This is a genomic window from Micromonospora sp. DH13, from assembly GCF_020873825.1.
Classification (GTDB): Bacteria; Actinomycetota; Actinomycetes; order Mycobacteriales; family Micromonosporaceae; genus Micromonospora; species Micromonospora haikouensis.
On record NZ_JAHWGR010000028.1, the window covers coordinates 47,668 to 69,767 of the forward strand.

Annotated in this window: 17 protein-coding genes; 8 read left to right on the plus strand and 9 right to left on the minus strand. The window is 74.0% G+C overall.

What is annotated here, in order from left to right; translation table 11 throughout:
* Positions 1–178: 178 nt before the first annotated feature.
* On the plus strand, positions 179–1,195 hold the full coding sequence (locus LPA42_RS23945; protein WP_077937794.1) for a LacI family DNA-binding transcriptional regulator: 1,017 nt from the start codon (positions 179–181) through the stop codon (positions 1,193–1,195).
* A 276-nt stretch (positions 1,196–1,471) separates the two neighbouring features.
* Here the strand turns inward: LPA42_RS23945 and LPA42_RS23950 are convergent, their stop codons facing one another.
* The 8 genes from LPA42_RS23950 to LPA42_RS23985 all read right to left on the minus strand — a co-directional run bounded on the left by LPA42_RS23950 (position 1,472) and on the right by LPA42_RS23985 (position 9,149).
* Positions 1,472–2,086 carry a bifunctional 4-hydroxy-2-oxoglutarate aldolase/2-dehydro-3-deoxy-phosphogluconate aldolase gene (locus LPA42_RS23950; RefSeq protein WP_176734152.1) on the minus strand — a complete coding sequence of 205 codons (615 nt, stop codon included), beginning with the start codon at positions 2,084–2,086 and terminating at the stop codon, positions 1,472–1,474.
* On the minus strand, positions 2,083–3,252 hold the full coding sequence (locus tag LPA42_RS23955) for a sugar kinase (protein ID WP_228986876.1): 1,170 nt from the start codon (positions 3,250–3,252) through the stop codon (positions 2,083–2,085). Before LPA42_RS23955 ends, LPA42_RS23950 begins: the two co-directional genes overlap by 4 nt.
* Positions 3,249–4,157: a PmoA family protein gene (locus LPA42_RS23960; RefSeq protein ID WP_228986877.1), complete on the minus strand. Its 909-nt coding sequence runs from the start codon at positions 4,155–4,157 to the stop codon at positions 3,249–3,251. The genes LPA42_RS23955 and LPA42_RS23960 overlap by 4 nt, the downstream gene beginning before the upstream one ends.
* A complete protein-coding gene (locus tag LPA42_RS23965) occupies positions 4,154–4,771 on the minus strand; it encodes a hypothetical protein (RefSeq protein WP_077937790.1) in 618 nt (205 codons plus the stop codon). Before LPA42_RS23965 ends, LPA42_RS23960 begins: the two co-directional genes overlap by 4 nt.
* The gene (locus tag LPA42_RS23970) at positions 4,768–5,529 is read right to left on the minus strand and encodes a carbohydrate ABC transporter permease (protein ID WP_228986886.1); all 762 of its coding nucleotides are present in this window, start codon (positions 5,527–5,529) and stop codon (positions 4,768–4,770) included. The genes LPA42_RS23965 and LPA42_RS23970 overlap by 4 nt, the downstream gene beginning before the upstream one ends.
* Positions 5,530–5,651: 122 nt before the next feature.
* Positions 5,652–6,635 (minus strand): carbohydrate ABC transporter permease, encoded by a 984-nt coding sequence (locus LPA42_RS23975; protein ID WP_043963403.1) that lies wholly within the window; start codon positions 6,633–6,635, stop codon positions 5,652–5,654.
* Positions 6,636–6,667: 32 nt separating this feature from the next.
* On the minus strand, positions 6,668–8,005 hold the full coding sequence (locus tag LPA42_RS23980; protein ID WP_077937789.1) for an ABC transporter substrate-binding protein: 1,338 nt from the start codon (positions 8,003–8,005) through the stop codon (positions 6,668–6,670).
* 19 nt (positions 8,006–8,024) lie between these two features.
* Positions 8,025–9,149 carry a LacI family DNA-binding transcriptional regulator gene (locus LPA42_RS23985; RefSeq protein WP_077937788.1) on the minus strand — a complete coding sequence of 375 codons (1,125 nt, stop codon included), beginning with the start codon at positions 9,147–9,149 and terminating at the stop codon, positions 8,025–8,027.
* Between the two features lie 237 nt (positions 9,150–9,386).
* Between LPA42_RS23985 and LPA42_RS23990 the strand changes: the two genes are divergently transcribed.
* The 6 genes from LPA42_RS23990 (at position 9,387) to LPA42_RS24015 (ending at position 17,860) form a co-directional block, all read left to right on the plus strand.
* The gene (locus tag LPA42_RS23990; protein ID WP_077937787.1) at positions 9,387–10,715 is read left to right on the plus strand and encodes a Gfo/Idh/MocA family protein; all 1,329 of its coding nucleotides are present in this window, start codon (positions 9,387–9,389) and stop codon (positions 10,713–10,715) included.
* A gap of 116 nt (positions 10,716–10,831) precedes the next feature.
* Positions 10,832–12,262: a glucuronate isomerase gene (uxaC, locus tag LPA42_RS23995; protein WP_077937786.1), complete on the plus strand. Its 1,431-nt coding sequence runs from the start codon at positions 10,832–10,834 to the stop codon at positions 12,260–12,262.
* On the plus strand, positions 12,259–13,563 hold the full coding sequence (locus LPA42_RS24000; protein WP_077937785.1) for an enolase C-terminal domain-like protein: 1,305 nt from the start codon (positions 12,259–12,261) through the stop codon (positions 13,561–13,563). Before uxaC ends, LPA42_RS24000 begins: the two co-directional genes overlap by 4 nt.
* A complete protein-coding gene (locus tag LPA42_RS24005; RefSeq protein ID WP_077937784.1) occupies positions 13,554–15,044 on the plus strand; it encodes a mannitol dehydrogenase family protein in 1,491 nt (496 codons plus the stop codon). The genes LPA42_RS24000 and LPA42_RS24005 overlap by 10 nt, the downstream gene beginning before the upstream one ends.
* Positions 15,045–15,057: 13 nt before the next feature.
* A complete protein-coding gene (locus LPA42_RS24010) occupies positions 15,058–16,254 on the plus strand; it encodes a Gfo/Idh/MocA family protein (protein ID WP_077937783.1) in 1,197 nt (398 codons plus the stop codon).
* A gap of 253 nt (positions 16,255–16,507) precedes the next feature.
* On the plus strand, positions 16,508–17,860 hold the full coding sequence (locus LPA42_RS24015; protein ID WP_077937782.1) for a polysaccharide lyase family 1 protein: 1,353 nt from the start codon (positions 16,508–16,510) through the stop codon (positions 17,858–17,860).
* Between the two features lie 130 nt (positions 17,861–17,990).
* Here LPA42_RS24015 and LPA42_RS24020 read toward each other — a convergent pair whose 3' ends face one another.
* Positions 17,991–18,620, minus strand: coding sequence for a DedA family protein (locus LPA42_RS24020; RefSeq protein ID WP_198956566.1), 630 nt, complete (start codon positions 18,618–18,620; stop codon positions 17,991–17,993).
* A 165-nt stretch (positions 18,621–18,785) separates the two neighbouring features.
* On the opposite strand from LPA42_RS24020, the gene LPA42_RS24025 reads away from it, so the two are divergent.
* Positions 18,786–22,100, plus strand: coding sequence for an ATP-binding protein (locus LPA42_RS24025; protein ID WP_144082651.1), 3,315 nt, complete (start codon positions 18,786–18,788; stop codon positions 22,098–22,100).

Sequence of the window (22,100 nt, forward strand, 5' to 3'; positions counted from 1 at the left end):
TCTTCGGGCGGCCGGCACCCGCCCGGCGGGCAGGGACGGCCGTCGCGCCAGGCAAGCGCTTTCCTGGGAGCGTAGGGGGCCGCCGCCCCGCAGGGCAAGGGCTTTCCGTTGCGACTGCGGTAACCTGTCCGCGACCGCGCGGGGTCCGGCCGCGCGGGCGGACCATGAGGGGCGGCGGATGGCGACGCTGGCCGATGTCGCGCGGCGGGCGGGGGTCTCCCCCGCCACGGCGTCACGGGTGATCAACGGCAGCAGCAAGCCGGTCGCCGACGAGCTGCGCGAACGCGTGCTACGCGCCGTCGCCGACCTGCGGTACGTGCCGAACGCGCACGCCCAACTGCTGGCCCGGCCGCAGCGCAGCGTGGTCGGCGTCGTCGTCCACGACGTCTCCGACCCGTACTTCGCCGAGGTGACCCGGGGCCTGCAACGGGTCGCCACCGAACGGGGCCGCCTGCTGATCATCTGCAACAGCTACCGCGACCCCGTCCGCGAGCTGGAGTACGTGGAGCTGCTGCGCGGCCAGCAGGTGGCCGCGATCGTGCTCGCCGGGTCCGGCTACCACGACGCCGCGTTCACCACGATGCTCAACGAGAAGCTCGCCGCGTACGAGGCGACGGGCGGTCGGGTCGCGGTGATCGGCCGGCACGACCACTTCGGCGACGCGGTGATGCCGGCCAACGCCACCGGCGGCGAGCTGATCGGCCGGGAGCTGCTGCGCCTCGGGCACCGGCGCGTCGGCGTGGTCGCCGGCCCCCGGGTGCTCACCACCATCACCGACCGGCTGACCGGGCTGCGGCGGGCGCTCGCCGAGGAGGGCGTCGAACTGCCCGACGAACGCATCCGGTACGCCGACTTCGACCGCGACGGCGGGGCCCGGGCCACGGCCGAGCTGCTGGACACCAGCCCCGCGCCCACCGCGATCGTGGCGCTGAACGACTCGATGGCCGTCGGCGCGCTCGCCCTGCTGCGGGCGCGCGGCGTGCGGGTGCCCGAGGACGTCTCCGTCCTCGGCTTCGACGACATGCCGATCGCCGCCGACGTCACCCCCACGCTGACCACGGTGCGGCTGCCCCTGGTCGAGATGGGGGTGCGGGCGATGGCCCTCGCCCTCGACCCGACCAGCGGGAGCCCCCGCGTCGAGACCCTGCCGGCGGAGCTGGTCCGCCGGGACAGCACCGGCCCGGCCCCCGCCTGACCCGGCCCGGCCCGCCGTGCCCCGGGCAGGGCTCAGGCCGGCCCGCCGCGCCCGGGGCGGGGCTCAGGCCCGGCCGCCATGTCGGCGACATCGCGCGATCAACTCGCCGGGATACCGCAATGTCGCCGGCATGGAGTCGATCAACCCGGCCCCGCCCGCCATCAACCCGCCTCCGCCCGCCATCACGGCCCGCCCCGCCCGGTCAGGGTGGCCGCCTCGGCCGAGGGCCGCCGCCAAGGGCCGCCGCCGAGGGCCGCCGCACGCCACGCCGGTCGGTCAGGCTGCCCGGTCGCCCCGGGCCAGCTCCGCGAGGCGGTCGATCTGGGCGGGATCGGACAGGGCCGACCCGACCGCCACCACCTTGACGCCGGCCGCCAGGAAGTCGGCAGCGTTGCCGGCGTCGATGCCGCCGGTGGCGACGAAGCGCAACTCGGGCAGCGGCCCGGCGACGGCCTTGAACCACTGCGGCCCGAGGCTCACCGCCGGGAACGCCTTGAGCCAGGTCAGCCCGTGGTCGCGGGCGCGCTGCGCCTCGGTCGGGGTGGCCACCCCGGGCAGGTGCGGGATCCCGTAGGTCAGGGCCACGTCGGCCACCGCGAGGTCGAGCCCGGGCGCGACGGTGAACGCCGCGCCGGCCGACGCGGACTGCCGGACCTGCGCCGGGGTGAACACGGTGCCCGCCCCGACGATCCGGTCCCGCTCCCGCCCCGCCTCCACGGCCGCGCGCAGCGCGGTCACCGCCTCGGGGGTGCGTACCGGCACCTCCACCACGTCGATGCCGAGGTCCCAGGCCCGGTTGGCGAGCCGGACCGTCTCCTGCGGCGGCAGGTCGCGGAGGATCACCATGACCCGCGCGCCAGCGAAGATCGGTGCGAAGTCGTGCGCCGTCACCGGCTGCCCCTTCCGTTTCCGGGGCCGGCCGCGCCGGTCCCCACGTGTGCGCCCCCGTCGTCGGCGACGGCCGTCCCGCCGCCGTCGGCCAGGTCGCCGGCCAGATCGTCGCCGCCGGCCAAGTCGCCGGCCGGGCCGTCGCCGCCGGCAGATCCGTCGGCAGATGCGCCGGCCAGGCCGTCGAGCAGGCCGGCCCCCACCGGGTCGAGCGCCGCCCACCCGTCGGCGGTCAGGGCCACGACCCCGTCGAGGTCCCGCCGCCGGGGCGGGGGCGCGCAGTCGCCGGGCACTGCGAGGGCCCGGACCGCGACGACGTGGCCGCAACGCAGCGCGGCGGCGTGGTCCAGCCCGCGCAGCACGGCGGAGAGGTAGCCGGCGGCGAAGGCGTCCCCCGCCCCGACCGGTTCCACCACCGGCGCGCGCAGCGCCGGCACGAACACCGCCGGCCCGGTGCGCGGCAGCGCCGTCGCGCCGACGGCCCCGTCCTTGACGACCACCGTCGCGGGGCGGGGCAGCAGCCGGCGTACCGCCTGCGGGTCGGCGGTCCCCCACAGCCGCTCGGCCTCGTCCAACCCGACGAGGACGATGTCGGCCCGGTCGGCGAGGTCGCGCAGCACGTCGGCGGCCCGGTCGGCGGGCCAGAGCCGGGGCCGGTGGTTGACGTCGAAGCTGACCAGCGCGCCGCGCAGCGGCCGGTCGTCGACCGCGTGCGCCACGAGGGCACGGCAGGACTCCGACAGCACCGGGGTGATGCCGGACAGGTGCAGCAGCCGCGCGCCGGCCAGGCGCGGGTCGTCCAGCGCCCCGGGGCCGAGCCGGGACGCGGCCGAGCCGGCCCGGTAGTAGTGCACGCCGGTGGCCTCCGGCCGGGGGTCCTTGAAGTAGACGCCGGTCGGCGCGTGCGCGTCGAGCGCGACCGAGGCGACGTCGACGCCCCCGCCGGCGACCTCGCGCAGCACCATCCGCCCGAACGGGTCGTCGCCGACCCGGCTGACCCAGGCCACCCGGTGGCCGAGCCCGGCCAGGCCGATGGCCAGGTTGGACTCCGCGCCGCCGACGCCGAGCCGGAGCCGGTCGGCACGCTCCAGCGGCGCGGCGTCGGTCGGCGACATGACCACCATGGTCTCGCCGACGGTGACCACCTCGGGGCCGGGCCCGCCCGTCACGCCCGTACCGCCGCTTCGGTGGCGGCCAGGGCGGCGGCCGCGTCGCGGTCGAGGACCCCGTCGGCCACGACGACGCCGTGCCGCCCGTGCCGGCTGCCGCCGGCCGGCACCACGGCCGGGGTCTCGAAGGCGAACGCCACGCAGACCCCCGGGTACATCGCCGTGCGCACGAACCACCGGTCGCCGGGCCCCAGGCCCGTGAAGACCAGAGTGTACGCGCCGCCGCCCGGCCCGGTGCCGGTCAGCGCGACCCACGGCTCGGCGCTGCCGTTGACGTGCTCCTCCCCGTCGGCGGAGGCGGTGAAGGCGTGCGGCGGCTCGGCGGCTACCGCCCGCCAGAAGAACCCGCCGTAGCCGGCGCCGCCGGGGCGGCCGTTGGTGGCGGGGCTGCCGAGGGGGACGTCCCGGTCGGCGGGGGCGGTCAGGGCGTACCGCAGGTCCAGCCGCCAGGCGTCGGGGTGGCCGGGCACCGGGGCGGCGGCGAGGTGGCGGCGTTCGGTGAGCAGCACCGCGCCGGCCGGGTCGCGCCACTGGAGCCGGTGGGCGAGTACGTCGTCGGCGCGTTCGTCCCATCCGGTGTGGACGATCCGGCCGTGGTCGTCGCGCCAGGTGTAGCCGGCGTCGCGCACGTAGGTGCGCCCGCCCCACAGGTTGGTGCCGGCGACGTCCTGCACGGCCAGGGACGCCCCGAGGTGCCAGACGTGGTCGGCCGGCAGCTCGTCGGTCACCACCGTCCCGCCCAGCGTCCGCACCGGGTGCAGGTAGGGGCGGGGGCCGTGCGTGGCGTCGAGGTCGGGGGCGAGCACGTAGCGGGCCACCTCGACGCCGCCGACGCGCAGCCGGGGGTCGTCGGGGCTGCCGGGGCCCGCGTCGTCGGTGCGGGGGCGGGGGTGCTGGTCGGTCACGAGGGCTCCACGGCGACGGCGGGGCGGCGGGCGACCGCGTGCAGGGCGGCCAGAGCGTACCCGGCGAGGATCGGCAGCGCGACCGGGATGACCAGCGCGGTCAGGACACCGGCCACACAGCACACGCCGCTGGCCGCCGCCCAGCCGCCTGGGCGGGCCAGGCAGGCGCGGGCGGCGGCGCGGGCCGCGGCCCGCCACCCCCGCCCGCCGGCTCGCCCGACCTCGACGACGACGAGACCGGCGTATCCGGCCAGGGCCGCCGTGACGACGCCGGTGACCAGCAACGCGGGCGCCCCGCCGGGAACCCGGCCGGTGGCCAGCGCGGCCAGGTCCGCCCCGAGCAGGACCGCGCCGGCCAGCACGGCGAGGGTGACCGGCACGCCGGCCGGCAACCCCCGCACGTACCGGCGCAGCGTGGTCCGTGCGTCGGGCCAGCCGCCGTCGGTGATCCGGTCGTGCACGGCGGCGCTGGCGGTGGCGAGCGCGGCGCCGGCGGTGACCACCGGCAGCGCGCCCACCACCAGCGCGAACCCGACCAGGGCCAGGTCGGCGGCGTCGCGGAGCACGTCCCGCCAGTCCCGGCGGGCCGGCACGTCCTGCGGCACGGCGTTCATCCCTTGAGGCCGCTGGTGTTGATGCCCTCGACGAGCATCCGCTGGAAGGCCAGGAAGAACAGGAACACCGGCAGCAGGGACAGCACCGACATGGCGAACATCGGGCCGACCGCGCTCTGGCTGGTCGAGTCGATGAACAGGGTCAGCGCCACCGGCACCGTGTAGTCCTCCAGGCTGGACAGGAAGACCAGCTGCCGGAAGAAGTCGTTCCACGTCCAGATGAACGAGAAGATCGCGGTGGTGACCAGCGCGGGGCGGCTCAGCGGCAGGATGACGTGCCGGAAGATGCCGAACGCGCTGGCCCCGTCGATCTTCGCGGCCTCGTCCAGCTCACGCGGGATGCCCCGCATGAACTGCACCATCAGGAAGACGAAGAACGCCTCGGTCGCCAGGAACTGCGGGATCAGCAGCGGCAGGTACGGCCATTCGCCGCCGACCAGCCCGAGGCTGCGGAACAGGATGTACTGCGGCACGATCAGCACGTGCCCCGGCAGGAGCAGGGTGCCGATCATGATCGCGAACCACATCCCGCGCAGCCGGAACCGCAGGCGGGCGAAGGCGTACGCGGCGAGCAGGCAGGAGACCGCGTTGCCGACGACGGTCAGCAGGCTGACCATCGCGCTGTTGAGGAAGAAGCGGCCGAAGCTGAGGTCGAAGTTGGTCCACCCGTCGACGTAGTTGCCGGGGGTGAACTCCTTCGGCAGCAGGCCGATGTTGCTGACGATCTCCTCCTGGCTCTTGACCGAGGTGCCGATCATCCAGAACAGCGGGTAGAGCACGACCACCACGATCGCGATCAGGACGAGCAGGCGGACGGCCTGCCCCCGTCCGGCGCGCGGGCGGCGCGGCCCGGTCACCGGCGCTTCTGCGGTAGCCGTCGTCACCGGTCCTCCCCGTCGGAGTAGTGCACCCAGAACCGTCCGGTGCTGAAGAAGACCGCCGTGATGACGCCGATGGCGATCAGGAAGACCCAGGCCATCGCCGAGGCGTAGCCCATCTCCAGGTCGGTGAAGCCCTTGATGTAGAGGTTCAGCGTGTACATCAGGGTGGAGTCGACCGGGCCGCCGGTGCCGTTGCTGAGCACGAAGGCCGCGGTGAAGCCCTGGAAGCCGTTGATGGTCTCCAGCACCAGGTTGAAGAAGATGACCGGGGAGAGCATCGGCAGGGTGACGGCGCGGAACTGCCGCCACCTGCCGGCCCCGTCCACGGACGCGGCCTCGTACAGCTCGGTCGGCACCTGCTTGAGCCCGGCCAGGAAGATCACCATGGGCGCGCCGAACTGCCAGATGGCGAGCACCATCAGCGTCTCCAGCGCCCAGTCGGGGTCGTTGACCCAGGGCTTGCCCTCGATGCCGAACAGGGCCAGCATCGAGTTGAACGCGCCGTCGCGGTTGAACATGTTGACCCAGACGATGGCCAGCGCGACGCTGCCGCCGAGCAGCGACGGCAGGTAGAACAGGCTGCGGAACAGCCCGACCCCGCGCCAGGCCCGGTTGAGCAGCAGCGCCACGCCGAGCGCGGCGGCGAGCTTCAGCGGCACCGCCACCAGGGCGAAGGTCAGGGTGACGCGCACCGCGTGCCAGTACGAGGGATCGCTGGTGAACATCCGCTCGTAGTTGGCGAAGCCCACCCACTCGACCTCCGAGAAGGGGGTGAGGATGTCGTAGTTGGTGAAGCTGAGGTAGAGGGACAAGAGCATGGGAATCGCCGTGATGGCCATCAGTCCGATGAGCCAGGGCGAGAGGAAGACGTACCCCGCGAGACCTTCGCTTTGCCGGATCCGCCCGGCCACGCCGTGGGGGGCGTGGGCGCGGGCGGATCCGGTGCCGCGTCGGGTCGGGTCGGGCACCGTGGTCAGGGCCACGAGCCGGCTCCTTTCCGAGCGTGTGCGGCGGTTCAGGCGATGGCGGACTTGCAGGCGTCCATGAACAGGGCCGCCGCGGCGGCCGGGGCGAGCCGGCCGTACTGCGCCTCCTCGGCCGCCTTGATCAGCTCGGCGCGGACCTTGCTGTGGCCCTTGATCGGCACCTGCGGCGACTGGCCGAACTTCTGGGCCAGCTCGGTCTCCACCGCGATCGACTGCTTCATCGCGGGGTCGGTGGTGTCGTCGCTGACGACGCGGCGCAGGTCCAGGTTGGACGGCAGTCCCCGGTCGGTGCCGAGGATCTTGACGGCCTCCGGGTCGTTGGCGAGGAAGTTGAGCACGTCGACGGCGATGTCCTTGTGCTTGCTGCCCTTGAACACCGACCAGTACATGGAGGCGCGGGCCCACTGGGCGCTCGGGTCACCCGGGTAGGCGACCACGCCCAGCTCGTCCTTGGTGTTCTTCTTCAGCTCCGGCATCTGGTTGACCCAGACCCAGGAGGTGCCGGCCTTGCCGGTGACCACGAGCTGCTTGGTGATGTCGGTGGCGTTGCCCTCGTGGATCACGTCCGGGGTCGGGGTCGCGCCCCGGTCGCGGGCGCCCTTCCACAGCTCGAACCACTTGGTGACGTCCTCGACGGTGAAGCCGAGCTCCGTGCCCTTGTACATGTCCTTGCCCTGCTGGCGCAGCCACACCCAGAACGCCTTGTAGTCGGCGCTGGGGTCCATGGTGCCGGGGATCTTGGTCTTCTTCGCCACCTGCTCGGCCCAGGCGATGTGCTCCTCCCAGGTCATGCCGGTGGTCGGCTCCGGGAGGCCGTTCTTGGTGAGCAGGGTCTTGTTGTAGACCAGGCCCTGGGTGTTCTCGCCCGCGGCCAGGCCGGCGAGCTTGCCGTCGACCACGCCGTACTGCCAGAGGCTCTTGGGGAACTTCGACACGTCGAGCTTGCCGGAGTCGGAGTAGCTGGTCAGGTCGAGCGTGGTGTTGCGGGCCGCGTACTCGGCGAGGTAGTTGTCGTCGATCTGGAAGATGTCCGGCGGGTTGCCGCCGGCGGTGAGGGTGGCCAGCTTGTCGAAGTAGCCCTGGTTGGCCTGCCAGGTCTTCTCGAACGTGACGTTCGGGTTCTTCTTGGTGTAGAGGGCGAGGGCGTCCTCGGTCAGCTTGGCGCGGGCCTCGCCGCCCCACCAGAAGATGGAGAGCTTGACCTTGCCGTCGTCGCCGGCGGAGTCGTCGTCACCGCAGGCGGCGGCGCCGAGGACCAACGGCGCGGCCACGGCGAGGGCGACGAGCCCGCGCAGCAGCCGACGGCGGGGAGTACGGTGGGAACGCCCGGCGGGTGCGCCGGCGGTGGGGGGCGTGGCGGGGTGCATGTGCGCTCACTCCTTGGCGTTAGGAGGCGACAGCGCCACCGGTGGCCGCCCTCGGGCGGCCCGGGTCCGCAGGGCGATGCGGATCCGGGCCGACACGGACGGCACCGGGGCTACCGGTCCCTGCAGCGGGTCCGGTGGAGTCGCGGATGACCAACTCGGTCTGGAGCATTACCTGTGCGGTGGTGCGACGGGCGCCGACTGCCGTGCCCCTGCCGGCGCCCCGCGGTCCCCGCGGCGCGTCGGTGTCCTGTTGCAGCAGCATGTCGACGGCCGTCCGGCCGGCGGCCGCGGTAGGCGTGGCCACCGTCGTCAACTTGGGCCGGGTGAGCCGGCTCAGGGCGATGTCGTCGATGCCGACGACGCTGACGTCCTGTGGCACCCGGACGCCGAGGGCGTCGAGGCCCTCGATCAGCCCGATCGCCATCAGGTCGTTGTAGGCGAGCACGGCGGTGACGCCGCTGCGCTGGACGTGTTCGGCCAGCGCGAGGCCGCCGTGCTCGGTGGGCGGGTTGGGCCCGAGGACGGTCAGCTCGGCACCGCCGGCCCGGGCCGCGGCGGCGGCCGCCCGCCGGATCTCCCGGCTGGTCCACGAGCCGCGCGGCCCGCTGAGCAGGCCGATCGCGGTGTGGCCGAGGCCGGCGAGGTGCTCGATCGCCGAGCGGGCGCCCTGACCAACGTCCATCACCACGCAGGGCAGGCCGGTCACCTGGCGGTTTATCACCACCAGCGGGACCTCGCGGCTGAGCTGCTCGATGAGGCTGTTGCTCATCCGGGGGCTGCACAGCAGCACCCCGTCGACCTGCTTGGCCAGGGCGTGGACCAGCTCCTCCTCGGCCATCGGGTCCTCGTTGGTGTCCGCGACGAAGATGTGGTAGTCGCGGTGCCGGGCCTGCCCCTCCGCCGCCTTGATCAGTGGCGGGAAGAACGGGTTGGCGATGTCGGCGATGATCAGGCCGATGTTGTGGGTGCGGCCGGTGATCAGGGCCCGCGCGGCGCGGTTGGGCCGGTAGCCCAGGTCCTCCGCGCAGGCCAGCACCCGGACCCGGGTTTCCGGGTTGACCAGGTGCGGCGCGGAGAACGTGCGGGATACCGTCGAGATGTGCACGCCGGAGGCCCGCGCGACGTCCCTGATGGTGACTGGCACGGCGGCCCTTTCGTCCGGTGTGGCTGCGGTCACGTGGGTGCCGCCAATTAATGCAAACGGTTGCTCCAGTGTCAACGCTCGAAGATTACGACCAGGTTTCGAACGGGCACGCACCATGCGTTCGTATGCTGCCAAAATGGGGCAAGGCACGCGGATTTTGTTTCCGTCGTTGACGCGCCGCGATCGATCGTGGTTTCTTCACTGCAAACCTTTGCAGCCAGCCAGGAGGCCCCCGCGATGTCTTCGAGAACCGGTGGACGGACCCGTCACGCGGTGGTGGGCACCGGCGCCCGGGCCGAGATGTTCGTCCGGGCGCTGGTGCGCGACCACGCCGACACCGCCGAGCTGGTCGCGTTCGCCGACGTCAACCAGGCCCGCATGGACGCGCACAACCGGTGGCTGGGCGAACTGGGCCACGCGCCGGTGCCGACGTACCGCGCCGACGAGTTCGCCGCGATGCTGGCCAAGGAGCGGGTCGACACGGTGCTGGTCACCACCGTCGACGCCACCCACGACGAGTACATCGTCGCGGCCCTGCACGCCGGCTGCGACGTGGTCTCGGAGAAGCCGATGACCGTCGACGCCCCGCGCTGCCGGCGCATCCTGGACGCGGTCGCCGAGACCGGCCGGCACGTCACGGTCGCGTTCAACTACCGCTACAACCCCCTGCACGAGCAGCTGCGCCGGCTGCTCGCCGACGGCGCGGTCGGCGAGATCGGGTCGGTGCACTTCGAGTGGCTGCTCGACGTGCGCCACGGCGCGGACTACTTCCGGCGCTGGCACCGCGACAAGGCCAACTCCGGCGGGCTGATGGTGCACAAGGCCAGCCACCACTTCGACCTGGTCAACTGGTGGCTCGACGCCACCCCGGTCGAGGTCTACGCCGCCGGCCGGCTGTTCTTCTACGGCGACGCCGGCCGCCGGCACGGCTACGCCCGCGACTACGCCCGCGCGCACGACGCCCCAGCCGCCGCCGACGACCCGTTCGCGCTGCGAATGGCCGAGCACCCCCGGCTGCGCGAGCTGTACCTCGACGCCGAGGCCGAGGACGGTTACCACCGCGACCAGAACGTCTTCGCCCCCGGCGTCACCATCGAGGACGACATGGCCGTGCTGGCCCGCTACTCCACGGGCGCGACGATGACCTACCACCTCACCGCGTACGCCCCCTGGGAGGGCTACCGGGTGATGGTCAACGGCAGCCGGGGCCGCCTCGAACTGGAGGTCGTGGAGAGCGAGTTCGTCAGCCCGCAGGCCGCCGGCGCGCTCAAGGGCGCGGCGCTGCACGGCACCGAGGCCGCCGCCGAGGGCGGCTCGGCCACGCTCACGCTGCGCCCCTACTGGCAGCCGCCGCAGCGCATCGAGGTCGAGGGCTACACCCGGCAGGGCCACGGCGGCGCGGACGCCCGCATGACGCAGGTGCTCTTCGGCGGCGCGACGGACCCGCTGCGCCGGGCGGCCACCGCCCGCGACGGCGCCCTCGCGCTGCTCACCGGCCTGGCCGCCAACCGGTCCTTCGAGACCGGCCAGGCCGTCCGGGTGGCCGACCTGCTCTCCCTGCCCTGACCGACCGCGCCCGGGGCGCGCCGCCTCAGCGGCCCGCCCCGCCGGGGCCGGCCGGCGCTGCCCGGCCCCGCCGGCCCGTCCCCGCACCATCGACCGCATCCGAGGAGCCATCCGACGTGCCGACCACCTCCCGACCCGACCTGCTCCTCCCCGCCGACCCGGGCCTGCGCGCGCTGGCCCGGCAGCTGTACGCGCTGGCGGCGGAGCAACCGATCATCTCCCCGCACGGGCACGTCGACCCGGCCCTGCTGGCCGAGGACCGGCCCTTCCCGGACCCCTCCCGGCTGATCATCGTGCCCGACCACTACCTGACCCGGATGCTGCTCAGCCAGGGCGTGCCCCCGGCCGAGCTGGGCGTCCCCACGGTGGACGGCAGCCCGGTGGAGACCGACGGCAGGAAGATCTGGCGGCGCTTCGTCGACGGCTGGCACCTGTTCCGGGGCACCCCGTCGCGGCTGTGGCTGGAGCAGACCCTCACCGAGGTCTTCGGGGTCGACACCCCCCTGTCGCCCGCCACCGCCGACGCCGTGTACGACCAGGTCGCGGCCCGCCTCGCCGAGCCCGAGTTCCGGCCCCGGGCCCTGTTCGACCGGTTCAACATCGAGGTGCTGGCCACCACCGAGTCGCCCCTGGACGACCTGGCCCAGCACGCGAAGCTCGCCGCCGACGGCTGGGGCGGCCCCGGCGGCAAGGTGGTCACCACCTTCCGCCCGGACAACGTGGTCGACATGGAGTTCGACAACTGGGCCGGCAACGTCGAGCGGCTCGGCGCGGTCGCCGGGGAGGACACCGGCACGTACGCCGGATTCCTGGCCGCCCTGCGGCGGCGCCGGGAGGCGTTCATCGCCGCCGGCGCGACCTGCTCCGACCACGGCCACCCGACCGCGCAGACCCTGGACCTCGACGCCCGGGAGGCCGCGGCGCTGTACGAGCGGGGCCTGCGCGGCACGGCCGACGCCGCCGACGCGGAGGCGTTCCGGGCGCACATGCTGCTGGAGTTCGCCCGGATGTCGCTCGACGACGGCCTGGTGATGCAGCTGCACCCCGGCTCGGTGCGCAACCACAACCGCTGGCTGTACGCCCGGCACGGCCGCGACGTCGGCGGGGACATCCCGCAGGCCACCGAGTACCTGCACGCGCTCACCCCGCTGCTGGACGCCCACGGCAACGACCCCCGGCTGCGGGTGGTGGTCTACACCCTCGACGAGTACACCTTCACCCGGGAGCTGGCCCCGCTCGCCGGCGGCTACGCGGCCCTCTACCTGGGCGCGCCCTGGTGGTTCCTGGACTCCCCCGAGGTGCTGCGCCGGTTCCGGGAGGCGGTCACCGAGACCGCCGGCTTCTACAACACGGCCGGGTTCGTCGACGACACCCGGGCGTTCTGCTCCATCCCGGTGCGCCACGACGTGGCCCGCCGCGTCGACGCCGGCTTCCTCGCCCGGCTGGTCGCCGAACACCGGCTGACCGAGGACGAGGCCGCGGAAACCATCGTCGACCTCGCCTACCGCCTGCCCAAGAGGGTCTACAAGATCGGGGAACAGCTGTGAGTGTCAGGATCACCTCCGTCGACGTGCACGACGTGCGCTTCCCGACCGCGGCGGCCGGCGACGGCTCGGACGCGATCAACAAGGGCGACTACTCGGCGACGTACGTCGAGCTGGGCACCGACGCCGGGGTGGTCGGCGCGGGCTTCACCTTCACCAACGGGCGGGGCAACGAGATCACCTGCGCCGCCGTGCGGGCCCTGGCCCACCACGTGCGGGGCCGCACGATCGAGGAGATCGTCGCCGAGCCGGTGGCGTTCTGGCGCTCGCTCAGCGCCGACGTGCAGCTGCGCTGGCTGGGCCCGGAGAAGGGCGTCATCCACATGGCCACCGGCGCGCTGGTCAACGCCGTGTGGGACCTGCGGGCCAAGCTCGCCGGCAAGCCGATGTGGCGGTTCCTCGCCGAGCTGCCCACCGAGGAGCTCGTGGCCAGCATCGACTTCCACCACATCACCGACGCCCTCACCCCCGACGAGGCGGCCACCATCCTCGACAAGGGATTGATCGGATGGGACGAACGGCTCGCGGTGCTAGAGCAGAGTGGCTTTCCCTCGTACACCACGTCGGTAGGATGGCTCGGCTATCCCGACGAGAAGGTCCGGGCGCTGACCCGCGAGGCGTACGCGGCGGGCTGGCGGGCGATGAAGATGAAGGTGGGCGGCCCACCGGCCGACGACCTGCGCCGGGCGCGGATCATCCGCGCCGAGATCGGCCCGGACGCGCTGCTGATGATGGACGCCAACCAGGTGTGGGACGTCGACGAGGCGATCACCAACATGACGGCGCTGGCGGAGGTCGACCCGTACTGGATCGAGGAGCCGACGCACGCCGACGACATCCTCGGCCACGCCCGGATCGCCCGCGCGGTGACCGAGCTGACCGGCGGCCGGTGCCGGGTGGCCACCGGCGAGGTGGCCGCCAACCGGGTGATCTTCAAGCAGCTGCTCCAGGCCGAGGCGATCGGCGTCATGCAGATCGACGCCTGCCGCGTCGGCGGGGTCAACGAGGTGCTCGCGGAGATCGTCATGGCGGCGAAGTTCGGCGTGCCGATCTGCCCGCACGCCGGCGGCGTCGGCCTCTGCGAGTACGTCCAGCACCTGGCCATCTTCGACTTCCTGCGCGTCGGCACCAGCCTCGACGGCCGGATGGTCGAGTACGTCGACCACCTGCACGAGCACTTCGTCGACCCGGTCCGCACCCGGGACGGGCGCTACCTGCTGCCTGCCGCGCCCGGCTACAGCGCCACCATGCGCCCCGAGTCGATCGTCGAGTTCCGCTTCCCGGACGGCCCGGCATGGCGGTGACCGTGGGCGCGTCCCGCCTCGGGCTGGCCGCGCTGCGCCGGCTGCCCGAGGCCAGCCGACCGCTGCTGCGCCCCGGCACCGTGCCGGCCGGCATCGTGCACCTGGGCCTCGGCGCGTTCCACCGCGCCCACCAGGCCGTCTACACGGAGGAGGCGGTCGGCGCGGCCGGCGGCGACTGGGGCATCGTCGGCGTCGCCCCGCGCAGCACCGACCTCGTCGAGACGCTCGCCGCACAGGACAACCTGTTCAGCGTGACCACCCTGTCCGGCGAGGGCGACAGCACCCGGGTGATCGGGGCCCTGGCCGGGGTCCGGCACGCGGCGAGCGACCCGAACGCGGTGGTCGCGCTGCTGGCCGACCCGGCGATCCGGGTGGTCACCCTGACCGTGACGGAGAAGGCGTACCAGCTCGACCCGGTGACCGGGCGGCTGAGTCCCGACGCGGCGCTCGCCGCCGACCTGGCCGGCGACGCGCCGCCGACGACGGTGCCCGGCCTGCTGGTGCGCGGGCTGGCCGCCCGGGCGGCGGCCGACGCTGGGCCGGTCGCGCTGGTCAGCTGCGACAACCTGCCCGCCAACGGCGCCCGGCTGCGCGGGCTGGTCGAGCAGGCGCTGGCCCGCTCCGGCGCGTCCGACCGGGTGCTGTCCTGGGTGTCCGAGCAGGTCACGTTCCCCGGCACGATGGTGGACCGGATCGTGCCGGCCAGCACGGCGCAGACCCTCGCCGCGGCCCGTGACGCGCTGGGCTTCGCCGACCTGGCGGCCGTGGCCGCCGAGCCGTACCGCCAGTGGGTGATCGAGGACGACTTCCCGGGCGGTCGGCCGGCGTGGGAGGCGGCCGGGGCGGTGCTCACCGACGACGCCGGGCAGTGGGAGCGGGTGAAGCTGCGCGGCCTCAACGGGCTGCACTCGGCCACCGCCTACCTGGGCGCCCTCGCCGGGCGGGAGACCGTCGCCGACGCGCTGGGCGTGCCCGGGCTGACCGGGATGCTGCGCCGGCTGGTCGCCGAGGAGGTGGCGGTCAGCTTCACCCCGCCGGACGGGGTGTCGATGGTCGCGTACGGTGACGAGGTGCTGGCGCGGTTCGCCAACCCGGCGATCCGCCACCGCACGCTCCAGATCGCCATGGACGGCTCGCAGAAGCTGCCCCAACGGGTGCTGCACACCATCGTGGACCTGCGCGCGGCGGGCCGGTCGGCCCGCTGGTCGGCGCTGGTGGTGGCCGCGTGGATGCGGTTCGTGTGCGGGACCGCCGACGACGGCACGGCGCTGCCGCTGGCCGACCCGCTCGCCGAGCGGATCACCGGCGCGCTGGCCACCGCGGGCGGCACCCCGGCCGGGGTGGTCGAGGCGCTGTTCGGGCTGCGGGAGGTCTTCCCCGCCGAGGTGGCCGGCGATGACGAGGTCCGCGCCGACGTCACCGACTGGCTGACCGCCCTGCAGCGGCACGGGGTCACGGCGACCCTCGCGGGGGCGGCATGAGGGCGGGGCCGGCGTGAGCGCGGGGGCGACCGGCGCGCCGCCCCGGGTGGCGGTCATCGGCGCGAACGGACACGGCCGCTGGCACCGCCGGGTGATCGCGCCGCTGCACGACGCCGGCCGGGTGCGCCTGGTCGCGCTTGTCGACGTACGCCCGATCGAGCCGGAGCCGGCGGCGCCGCTGCCGGTCGACGCGGCGGTCTTCACCGACCACGCGGCGATGCTCGCGGCGGCGAGGCCGGACGTGGTGGTGGTCTGCACCCCGCCGCACACCCACCTGCCGATCGCCCGGGACGTGCTGGCCGCCGGGGCGGACGTGCTGCTGGAGAAGCCGCCGGTGCTGTCGATGGCCGAGCACCGGCTGCTGGCCGCCGCCGTGGCCGAGACGGGCCGGGCCTGCCAGGTCGGCTTCCAGGCCCTCGGCTCGGCGGCGCTGGCCGAGCTGACGGCGGCGGTGACGGCGGGGCGGCTCGGCACCGTCACCGGCATCGCCACGGTGGCCGCCTGGCAGCGCTCGGACGGCTACTACGCGCGGGCCCCCTGGGCGGGCCGGCGCACGCTGCACGGCCGGCCGGTGCTCGACGGGGCGCTGGCCAACCCGCTCGCCCACGCCGTGATGCAGTGCCTCGCCGTGGCCGAGGCCGTCACCGGCGCGCCGGTGCGGCCGGCGACGATCGAGCTGGAGCGCTACCGGGTGCGCCCCATCGAGGTGGACGACACGGCGGCCCTGCGGGTCGTGCCGCGCTCCGGGCCGCCGATCGTGGCGGCGGTGACCCTGGCCGGCGAGGACTTCGTCGCCGGGGAGGTGATCGTGACCGGCACGGCCGGGCGGGCGGTGCTGGAATATCCGACGGACCGGCTGCTGCTGCCCGGCGACGACGCGCCCCGCGAGGTGCCGGGGCGACGCGGCCTGCTGGAGAACCTGCTGGCGCACCGGGCCGACCCGGCCGGGACGCCGCTGATCGCCCCGCTGGCCCGCACGGCGCCGTTCACGGCCGTGCTGGAGGCGGTCCAGGCAGCGCCCGAGCCGACGCTGCTCGGCGGCGACCTGGTGACCGTCACCGGCCAGGGGCCGGACCGGGTGCTGACCGTGCGCGGCGTCAACGCGGCGCTGCGGGAGGCGGCCGGGTCCGGGGCGCTGCTGTCGGAGCTGGGCGTGCCGTGGGCGGTGCCGCCGGTGCGCACCGAGCTGACGAGGGAGGAGGACGCCTGAGGCGGGCCCGGTGCCGGGCCAGTGAAAACGCACTGCAAACGACGGGCGACTGCCGCACCCGCAAATCGGGCGCAACCACCGCGTTCGCGACCGCGACCGGTCGGGCAAATGCCGCCTGTCACGATTTGATGCAACATAGCTGCATATAGAAATTATTGACTCACTTGAGTGATTTTCCTTACGGTCAGTCGTACCGGCATTTCGTACCCGTTACGGAATCCGCCGCACCGACAGACCCCTTCGGAGAGTCCTCATGCGCCACCGCTTTCCCGGGGCGGCCCTGGTCGCCCTGTCCCTGCTGGTCACACCGGGCGCGGCGGCCGCCGCGCCCGCCGACGCCGGCGGCCCGGTGCCCCGACCCGTCGAACGGTTCGCCCGCCAGACGCTGCCCGCCGGCGACGGCTGGGCGGCCGACGGCGTCGGCACCACCGGCGGCTCCGCCGCCGCCGCCGACCAGGTCCACCTCGTGCGCACCCGCGCCGAGCTGGTCGACGCCCTCGGCGGCGACAACGCCACCAACCGCACCAACGCCACGCCCAAGGTGATCGTCGTCGACGGCGTGATCGACGGCTTCGAGGCCGCCGACGGCGGCCTGCTCGGCTGCGCCGACCTGGCCGACCCGGAGTACTCGCAGGCGGCCTACCTGGCCGCGTACGACCCGGCCGTCTGGGGCATGGTGCCCCCGACCGGGCCGCTGGAGGCCGCACGGGTGCGCTCGGTGGCCAACCAGACGAAGCAGACCCAGATCAACGTCGGCCCGAACACGACCATCGTGGGGCTGCGCGGGGCGACGCTCACCGGGCTGACCCTGATGATCGACACCGCGAACAACGTGATCCTGCGGAACCTCACCTTCGACGACGCCCGGGACTGCTTCCCGGCCTGGTCGCCGACCGACGGCGCGACCGGCAACTGGAACTCCCAGTACGACCAGGTCTCGGTGCGCCGCAGCGAACACGTCTGGGTCGACCACAACACGTTCACCGACGGCGACAACCCCGACAGCGCGCAGCCGGTGTACTTCGGCCGCCCCTACCAGGTGCACGACGGTTCCCTGGACATCACCCACACCGCCAGCCTGGTCACCGCCTCGTACAACCGGTTCGTCGGCCGGGACAAGCTCATGCTGATCGGCTCCTCGAACACCGTCGGCCCGGACGTCGGCCGGCTCAAGGTGACCCTGCACCACAACATGTTCGACCGGGTGCTGCAGCGGCTGCCGCGCGTCCGGTTCGGCCAGGTCGACGTCTACAACAACTGGTACCGGCTCTCCGGCGAGGGCTTCGAGTACGCCGTCGGCGTCGGGGTGCAGTCCGCCGCGTACGTGGAGAACAACCACTTCACCCTCGGCGCGGGCATCGCCGCCGAGGACCTGCTCTACGACTGGGGCGGCACCGCCGTCACCACCCGCGGCAACTGGGTGCGCGCCGACGGCGACCGGGCCCGCCCGGTCGACCTGGTGGCCGCGTACAACGCGACCCACGACCCCGACCTGGGCACCGACGCCGGTTGGACGCCGGCCCTGCGCCACGGCCAGGTGCTGCCCGCGCCGCTGGTCCCGCTGGTGGTCGGCGCGCTCGCCGGCGCAAACCGCCTGCCGCTGTGAAAGGAGGGGCCCCTTGTTAACGCATACGGTAGAGAAGGGTCCCCTTCTCACCTGACTCGGCGTGCCGGGGCGGGGGCCCCCTCTCTCCCCCGTCCCGGCACGTCGACCACCCGATCAGGGCGCGCAGGGGTCAGCCCCGGCGCGCCGGACCGGTCCGCCGGGCCGCCCGGTGGTGCCGCCACAGCCGCACCGCCACCACCACCACGATCACGGCCAGCACCGCCTCCCCGCCGAGGCCGAGACGACGCTCCAGCAGCCGGTACGAGGCGCCCGCGAGGAACCCGAGCACCGCGACCGTGACCGACCAGAGCACCCCTCCGGCCACGTTGGCCAGGGTGAACGTGGCCTGCGGCATCCCGCTGAGCCCGGCGATCCCCGGCACCAGGGCCCGCAGCGCCGCCGCCCAGCGGCCGATCACCACGGCGAGCGCGCCCCGGCGGCGCACCAGATCGAGCGCGCGCCGCAGTTCTCCCGAGCGGACGAACCGCCGGGGCGTACGCGCCAGCAGCCGGCGACCGTAGCGGCGGCCGACCAGGTAGCCGGCCTGGTCGCCCAGCGCCGCCCCCGCCACCGCGGCCACGATCACGGCCCACAGCGGCAGCCGGCCGGAGTGCGCCACCACCCCGCCGACCAGCACGGCGATCTCCCCCGGCACGAACAGCCCCAGGAACGTCGACGCCTCCAGCGCGGGCAGCAGGAAGACCAGGGCGAGCACCAGCGCGGGCGGCAACGCCACCAGCACCGCCAACACCCGGTCCACCCGATCATTCTGCCCGGTCGGCAGCCGGCAGGACCCCGCGCTGCCCACTCGCCCGGATGCCGCGAATGCCGGTTCACTCCCGATAGTGACGGGTTAGCCTCGGCGCAGGACGCGTGGTGAGCAATGCTCACCTTCGGGTGGGCGCGGCGGACGGGGGTGCGGCGCATGCGCGGTCCGCTCTGGCGGGGGTGGCTGCTGACGCCCCGCGTCTGGTGGTCCCGTCTGTCGAGGCGGACGCAGGTGGCGGTGGGCGGCGGGTTGCGCCAGGATCAGGCGCCGAAGGCTCGCCGGTTCCCGACGAACGCGCGCTGGTGGCACTACCCGTGGGTGCTGGTCCTGCTCGTGTCGGGCGTCGGCTGCGTCCTGGGCGTGGTCGCCCTCAACCAGTTCTTCCTGCCGCTGATCCACCTGCTCGCCCACCACCTGCTGCACTTCCATATACGCTGGCCCGCGGGCGTGCCCAACCCGTGCGGCGGCGAGGACGCCGGCAAGGCGTGCACCACAATCACCGGCTTCCTCGGCCCGGTCACCGGCGCCGCGCTGACCTTCCTCGTCTTCTGGATCTTCACCCGCTTCCACGTCCGCCACTGGTACCAGCGCCGGGCGAAGGAGAGGCCCTACGAGCTGGTGCGCACCGCCAACGACGGCATCGACCAGGTGGTGGGCCGCGACGAGCTGTGCCAGGTCCTGATCGAGCGGATCCGCGACAACCGGGTGCGCTGCCCCACGGTCATCGTCGGCGGGGTCGGCTCCGGAAAGACCGCCACGCTGGTCGCCCTGACCAGGGAACTCGCCCGCCGGGGCATCGTCCCGGTGCCGATCCGGCTGCACGACGCGCAGGACAAGGACAAGCTCGACTTCGAACAGCTGGCCCGGGACCGCTTCCTGGAGGAGGTCAACTCCCGGCTCTACAGCGACGCCCAGGCCGGCCGGCTGTGGCGCACGCTGCGCTGGGGCAACCGGCTGGCGGTGCTCGCCGACGGGCTGGAGGAGGCAGCGAAGGCCGACAAGACCCACAGCGGGGAGAGCGTGATCCGCACCGCGATCGCGAAGGCCGCCGACGACCACCTCCCGGTGATCATCGCGTCGCGCCCCTACGACCCGCTGCGCGGCATGCCGGCCATCGTGATCGGCCTGGAGTCGCTCGGCGAGGGCGCCGCCCTGGAGTACGCGCTGACGGCGGGCGACCGGTCGGGCCCCGCCGCCTGGGGACCGGTCATCGACATGGTCTACGCCGCCGACGTCACCGCCGCCCCACTGTTCCTGCGCATCATCCGCGACCTCAACCAGCAGGGCCGGATGCGGCACCGCTCCGGTTACCAGGCGGAGCCCGACTCGGCCAGCCGCCCGATCGACCGCTACGCGGCCCGCTGGGAGCTGCTCAAGGCGTGGCGCGAGGCGCTGCTCGACGGCTACCTGCGGGAGGACTTCGCGCAGAGCCGGCAGGATCGGGAGGACACCGTGCTCGTGCTCGCCGCGTTCGCCTGCGCCGGATTCCTGCGCAACACCCTCCAGGTGACATACGAGGACCTCACCGACCACGACCGGTGGCAGGACCCGACCTCCGCCCACTGGCCCCTGTTCGACACCCTGCGCCAGAAGCTGGACGGACGCCGCAACCCCGCCGAACGCGACGACCTCACCCACGCGGCGACGGCGGGCGGCGAGCTGGGCCTCGTCGACGCGCAGAGCGACGGGGTCCGCTTCCAGCACGGCGACCTGCAGGCCTATCTCGGCGCCCAACTGCTCGTCGATCCCGACGTGCGGAACAAGCTGCTGAGCCGGCTCGTCCGGGCCGAGCCGAGCCGGGAGGTCCTGAACGCGATGCGCCTGCTCTCCCGCGAGCTAGCCGACCGGCGCACCGCGCAGAAGCCCAGGCTGACGACGCTGTCGATGGCGCGCACGATGTTGTCCGGGACCAGCGTCCAACCGGACGACGCGGCGAAGATGGTGGGCCTGCTCCAGCAGGCGGCTCCCGGCCAACCGAACGCCTGCTGGCAGCTCGAGTTCTACGCCGCCGCCCTGGAGATCGACGCCAGCGCGCTGAAGCCCCGGCACGCGAGCCTGGTCAACGAACTGGCCCGGCGGTGGCACAGCTACCAGCACGAGACGCCGGACCGGCCCCTCGACGAGGCGAAGCTCGACGTGGTGCGGCGGACGGGAGAGGCCGCCCGGTTGATCACCGACAGGCGACGCCACGGGGCCGTCGACAGGCGCCGGCCGCTGTGGGCCCCGCCGTACGCGGACCTGTTCCAGCTGGCCGCCGACGAGCACTCGTACCGCGTGCGGTTGGCCGCCGCGCGGGAGCTGGGCTTCGGCGGCATGGACGCCACCCTCGCCCTGTCGACGGCAGAGCTGCTCCGCCCCCGCTCCATGGACCTGCGCCTCGGGGGTGGCCCCAAGGCGCTGCGGGAGCAGCAGGTGCGGGGCTGGGTCGTCCCGCTGCTGCACCTGTCCACGGTCGAGGACACCGATTCCGGGGTGCCCGGCGAGGAACGGTACCACCGCAGCCGTGTCGCCCTCGCCGAGTGGCTGCGCGAGCTAACCCCCACCGGCGAGGGCCGGCGGCTCTCGATCACCTCGGAGATGGCGCTCGCGCAGGGCTTCCGCCTCGCGGCCAACGTGCGGAGGTTGCCCGTCGGCCGAGCGCGCTGGGACCGCAGCTTCCTGGTCGAGAAAGCCGAGTTCGCGCTGCGCAACTCCCGCTTCTGGTACAGCCACCTGGCACTCCTCCAGGCCCTCACCCTGCTCGCCCTGCCCGACGACCCGGCCGAGCCGCTGCCGAGGCGGGGCCGCGGCTCCAACCCCTACGGGTTGGTGCAGCACTGGACGCGCATCGCGGGGTCGGCGGTGCCGGGGCGGGAGCGGTGCGGGGCGCACCCCTTCGTGCTGGAGGTGGGGCGGCTGTGCGTGTACGCGCTGCTCACCCGGCGGCCGGAGCGGTACTGTTGGATCGACGAGCGGGAGACCGCCAGCCGGGTCGGTTCGTGCAGCGTCCCCGACCACCTGCGCCGGGAGCAGCGCCTGTGGATCCCCGACTCGATGGGCTGGAGCATTCTCGGCGGCCGGGCGCAGCGGCTGCTCGCCGACATCATGCTGCTGCTCAACCTGGCCGACCGGGGCGACACCCTGGCCGAACGCGAGGAGCGGCTGGCCCGCGCGGACCGCTGCGACCTGCCGCCCTGCCTCACCAACGACCGCTCGGCGATGCAGCCGTCGCGCACCCTGCACGCCACCGACCGGTGCGACCCCGGGGCCACCTGCCTGGACGACTGCGACTTCCGGCTGTGCCCGCTGCCCACCCGGGGCGAGCGGATGCCGCACGAGATGGACCAGAGCTTCTGCGCCCGGCAGCGGGACCTGGCCAGCCTGCGCTACGTATTCGAGGCCCGAGCGCCGTGGCAGAACGGCGACTATGTCGGCCTGCGCAGGTTCTGGCGGGAGATGTCGGAGCGGCAACTACCCAACTGGCGGCGCTGA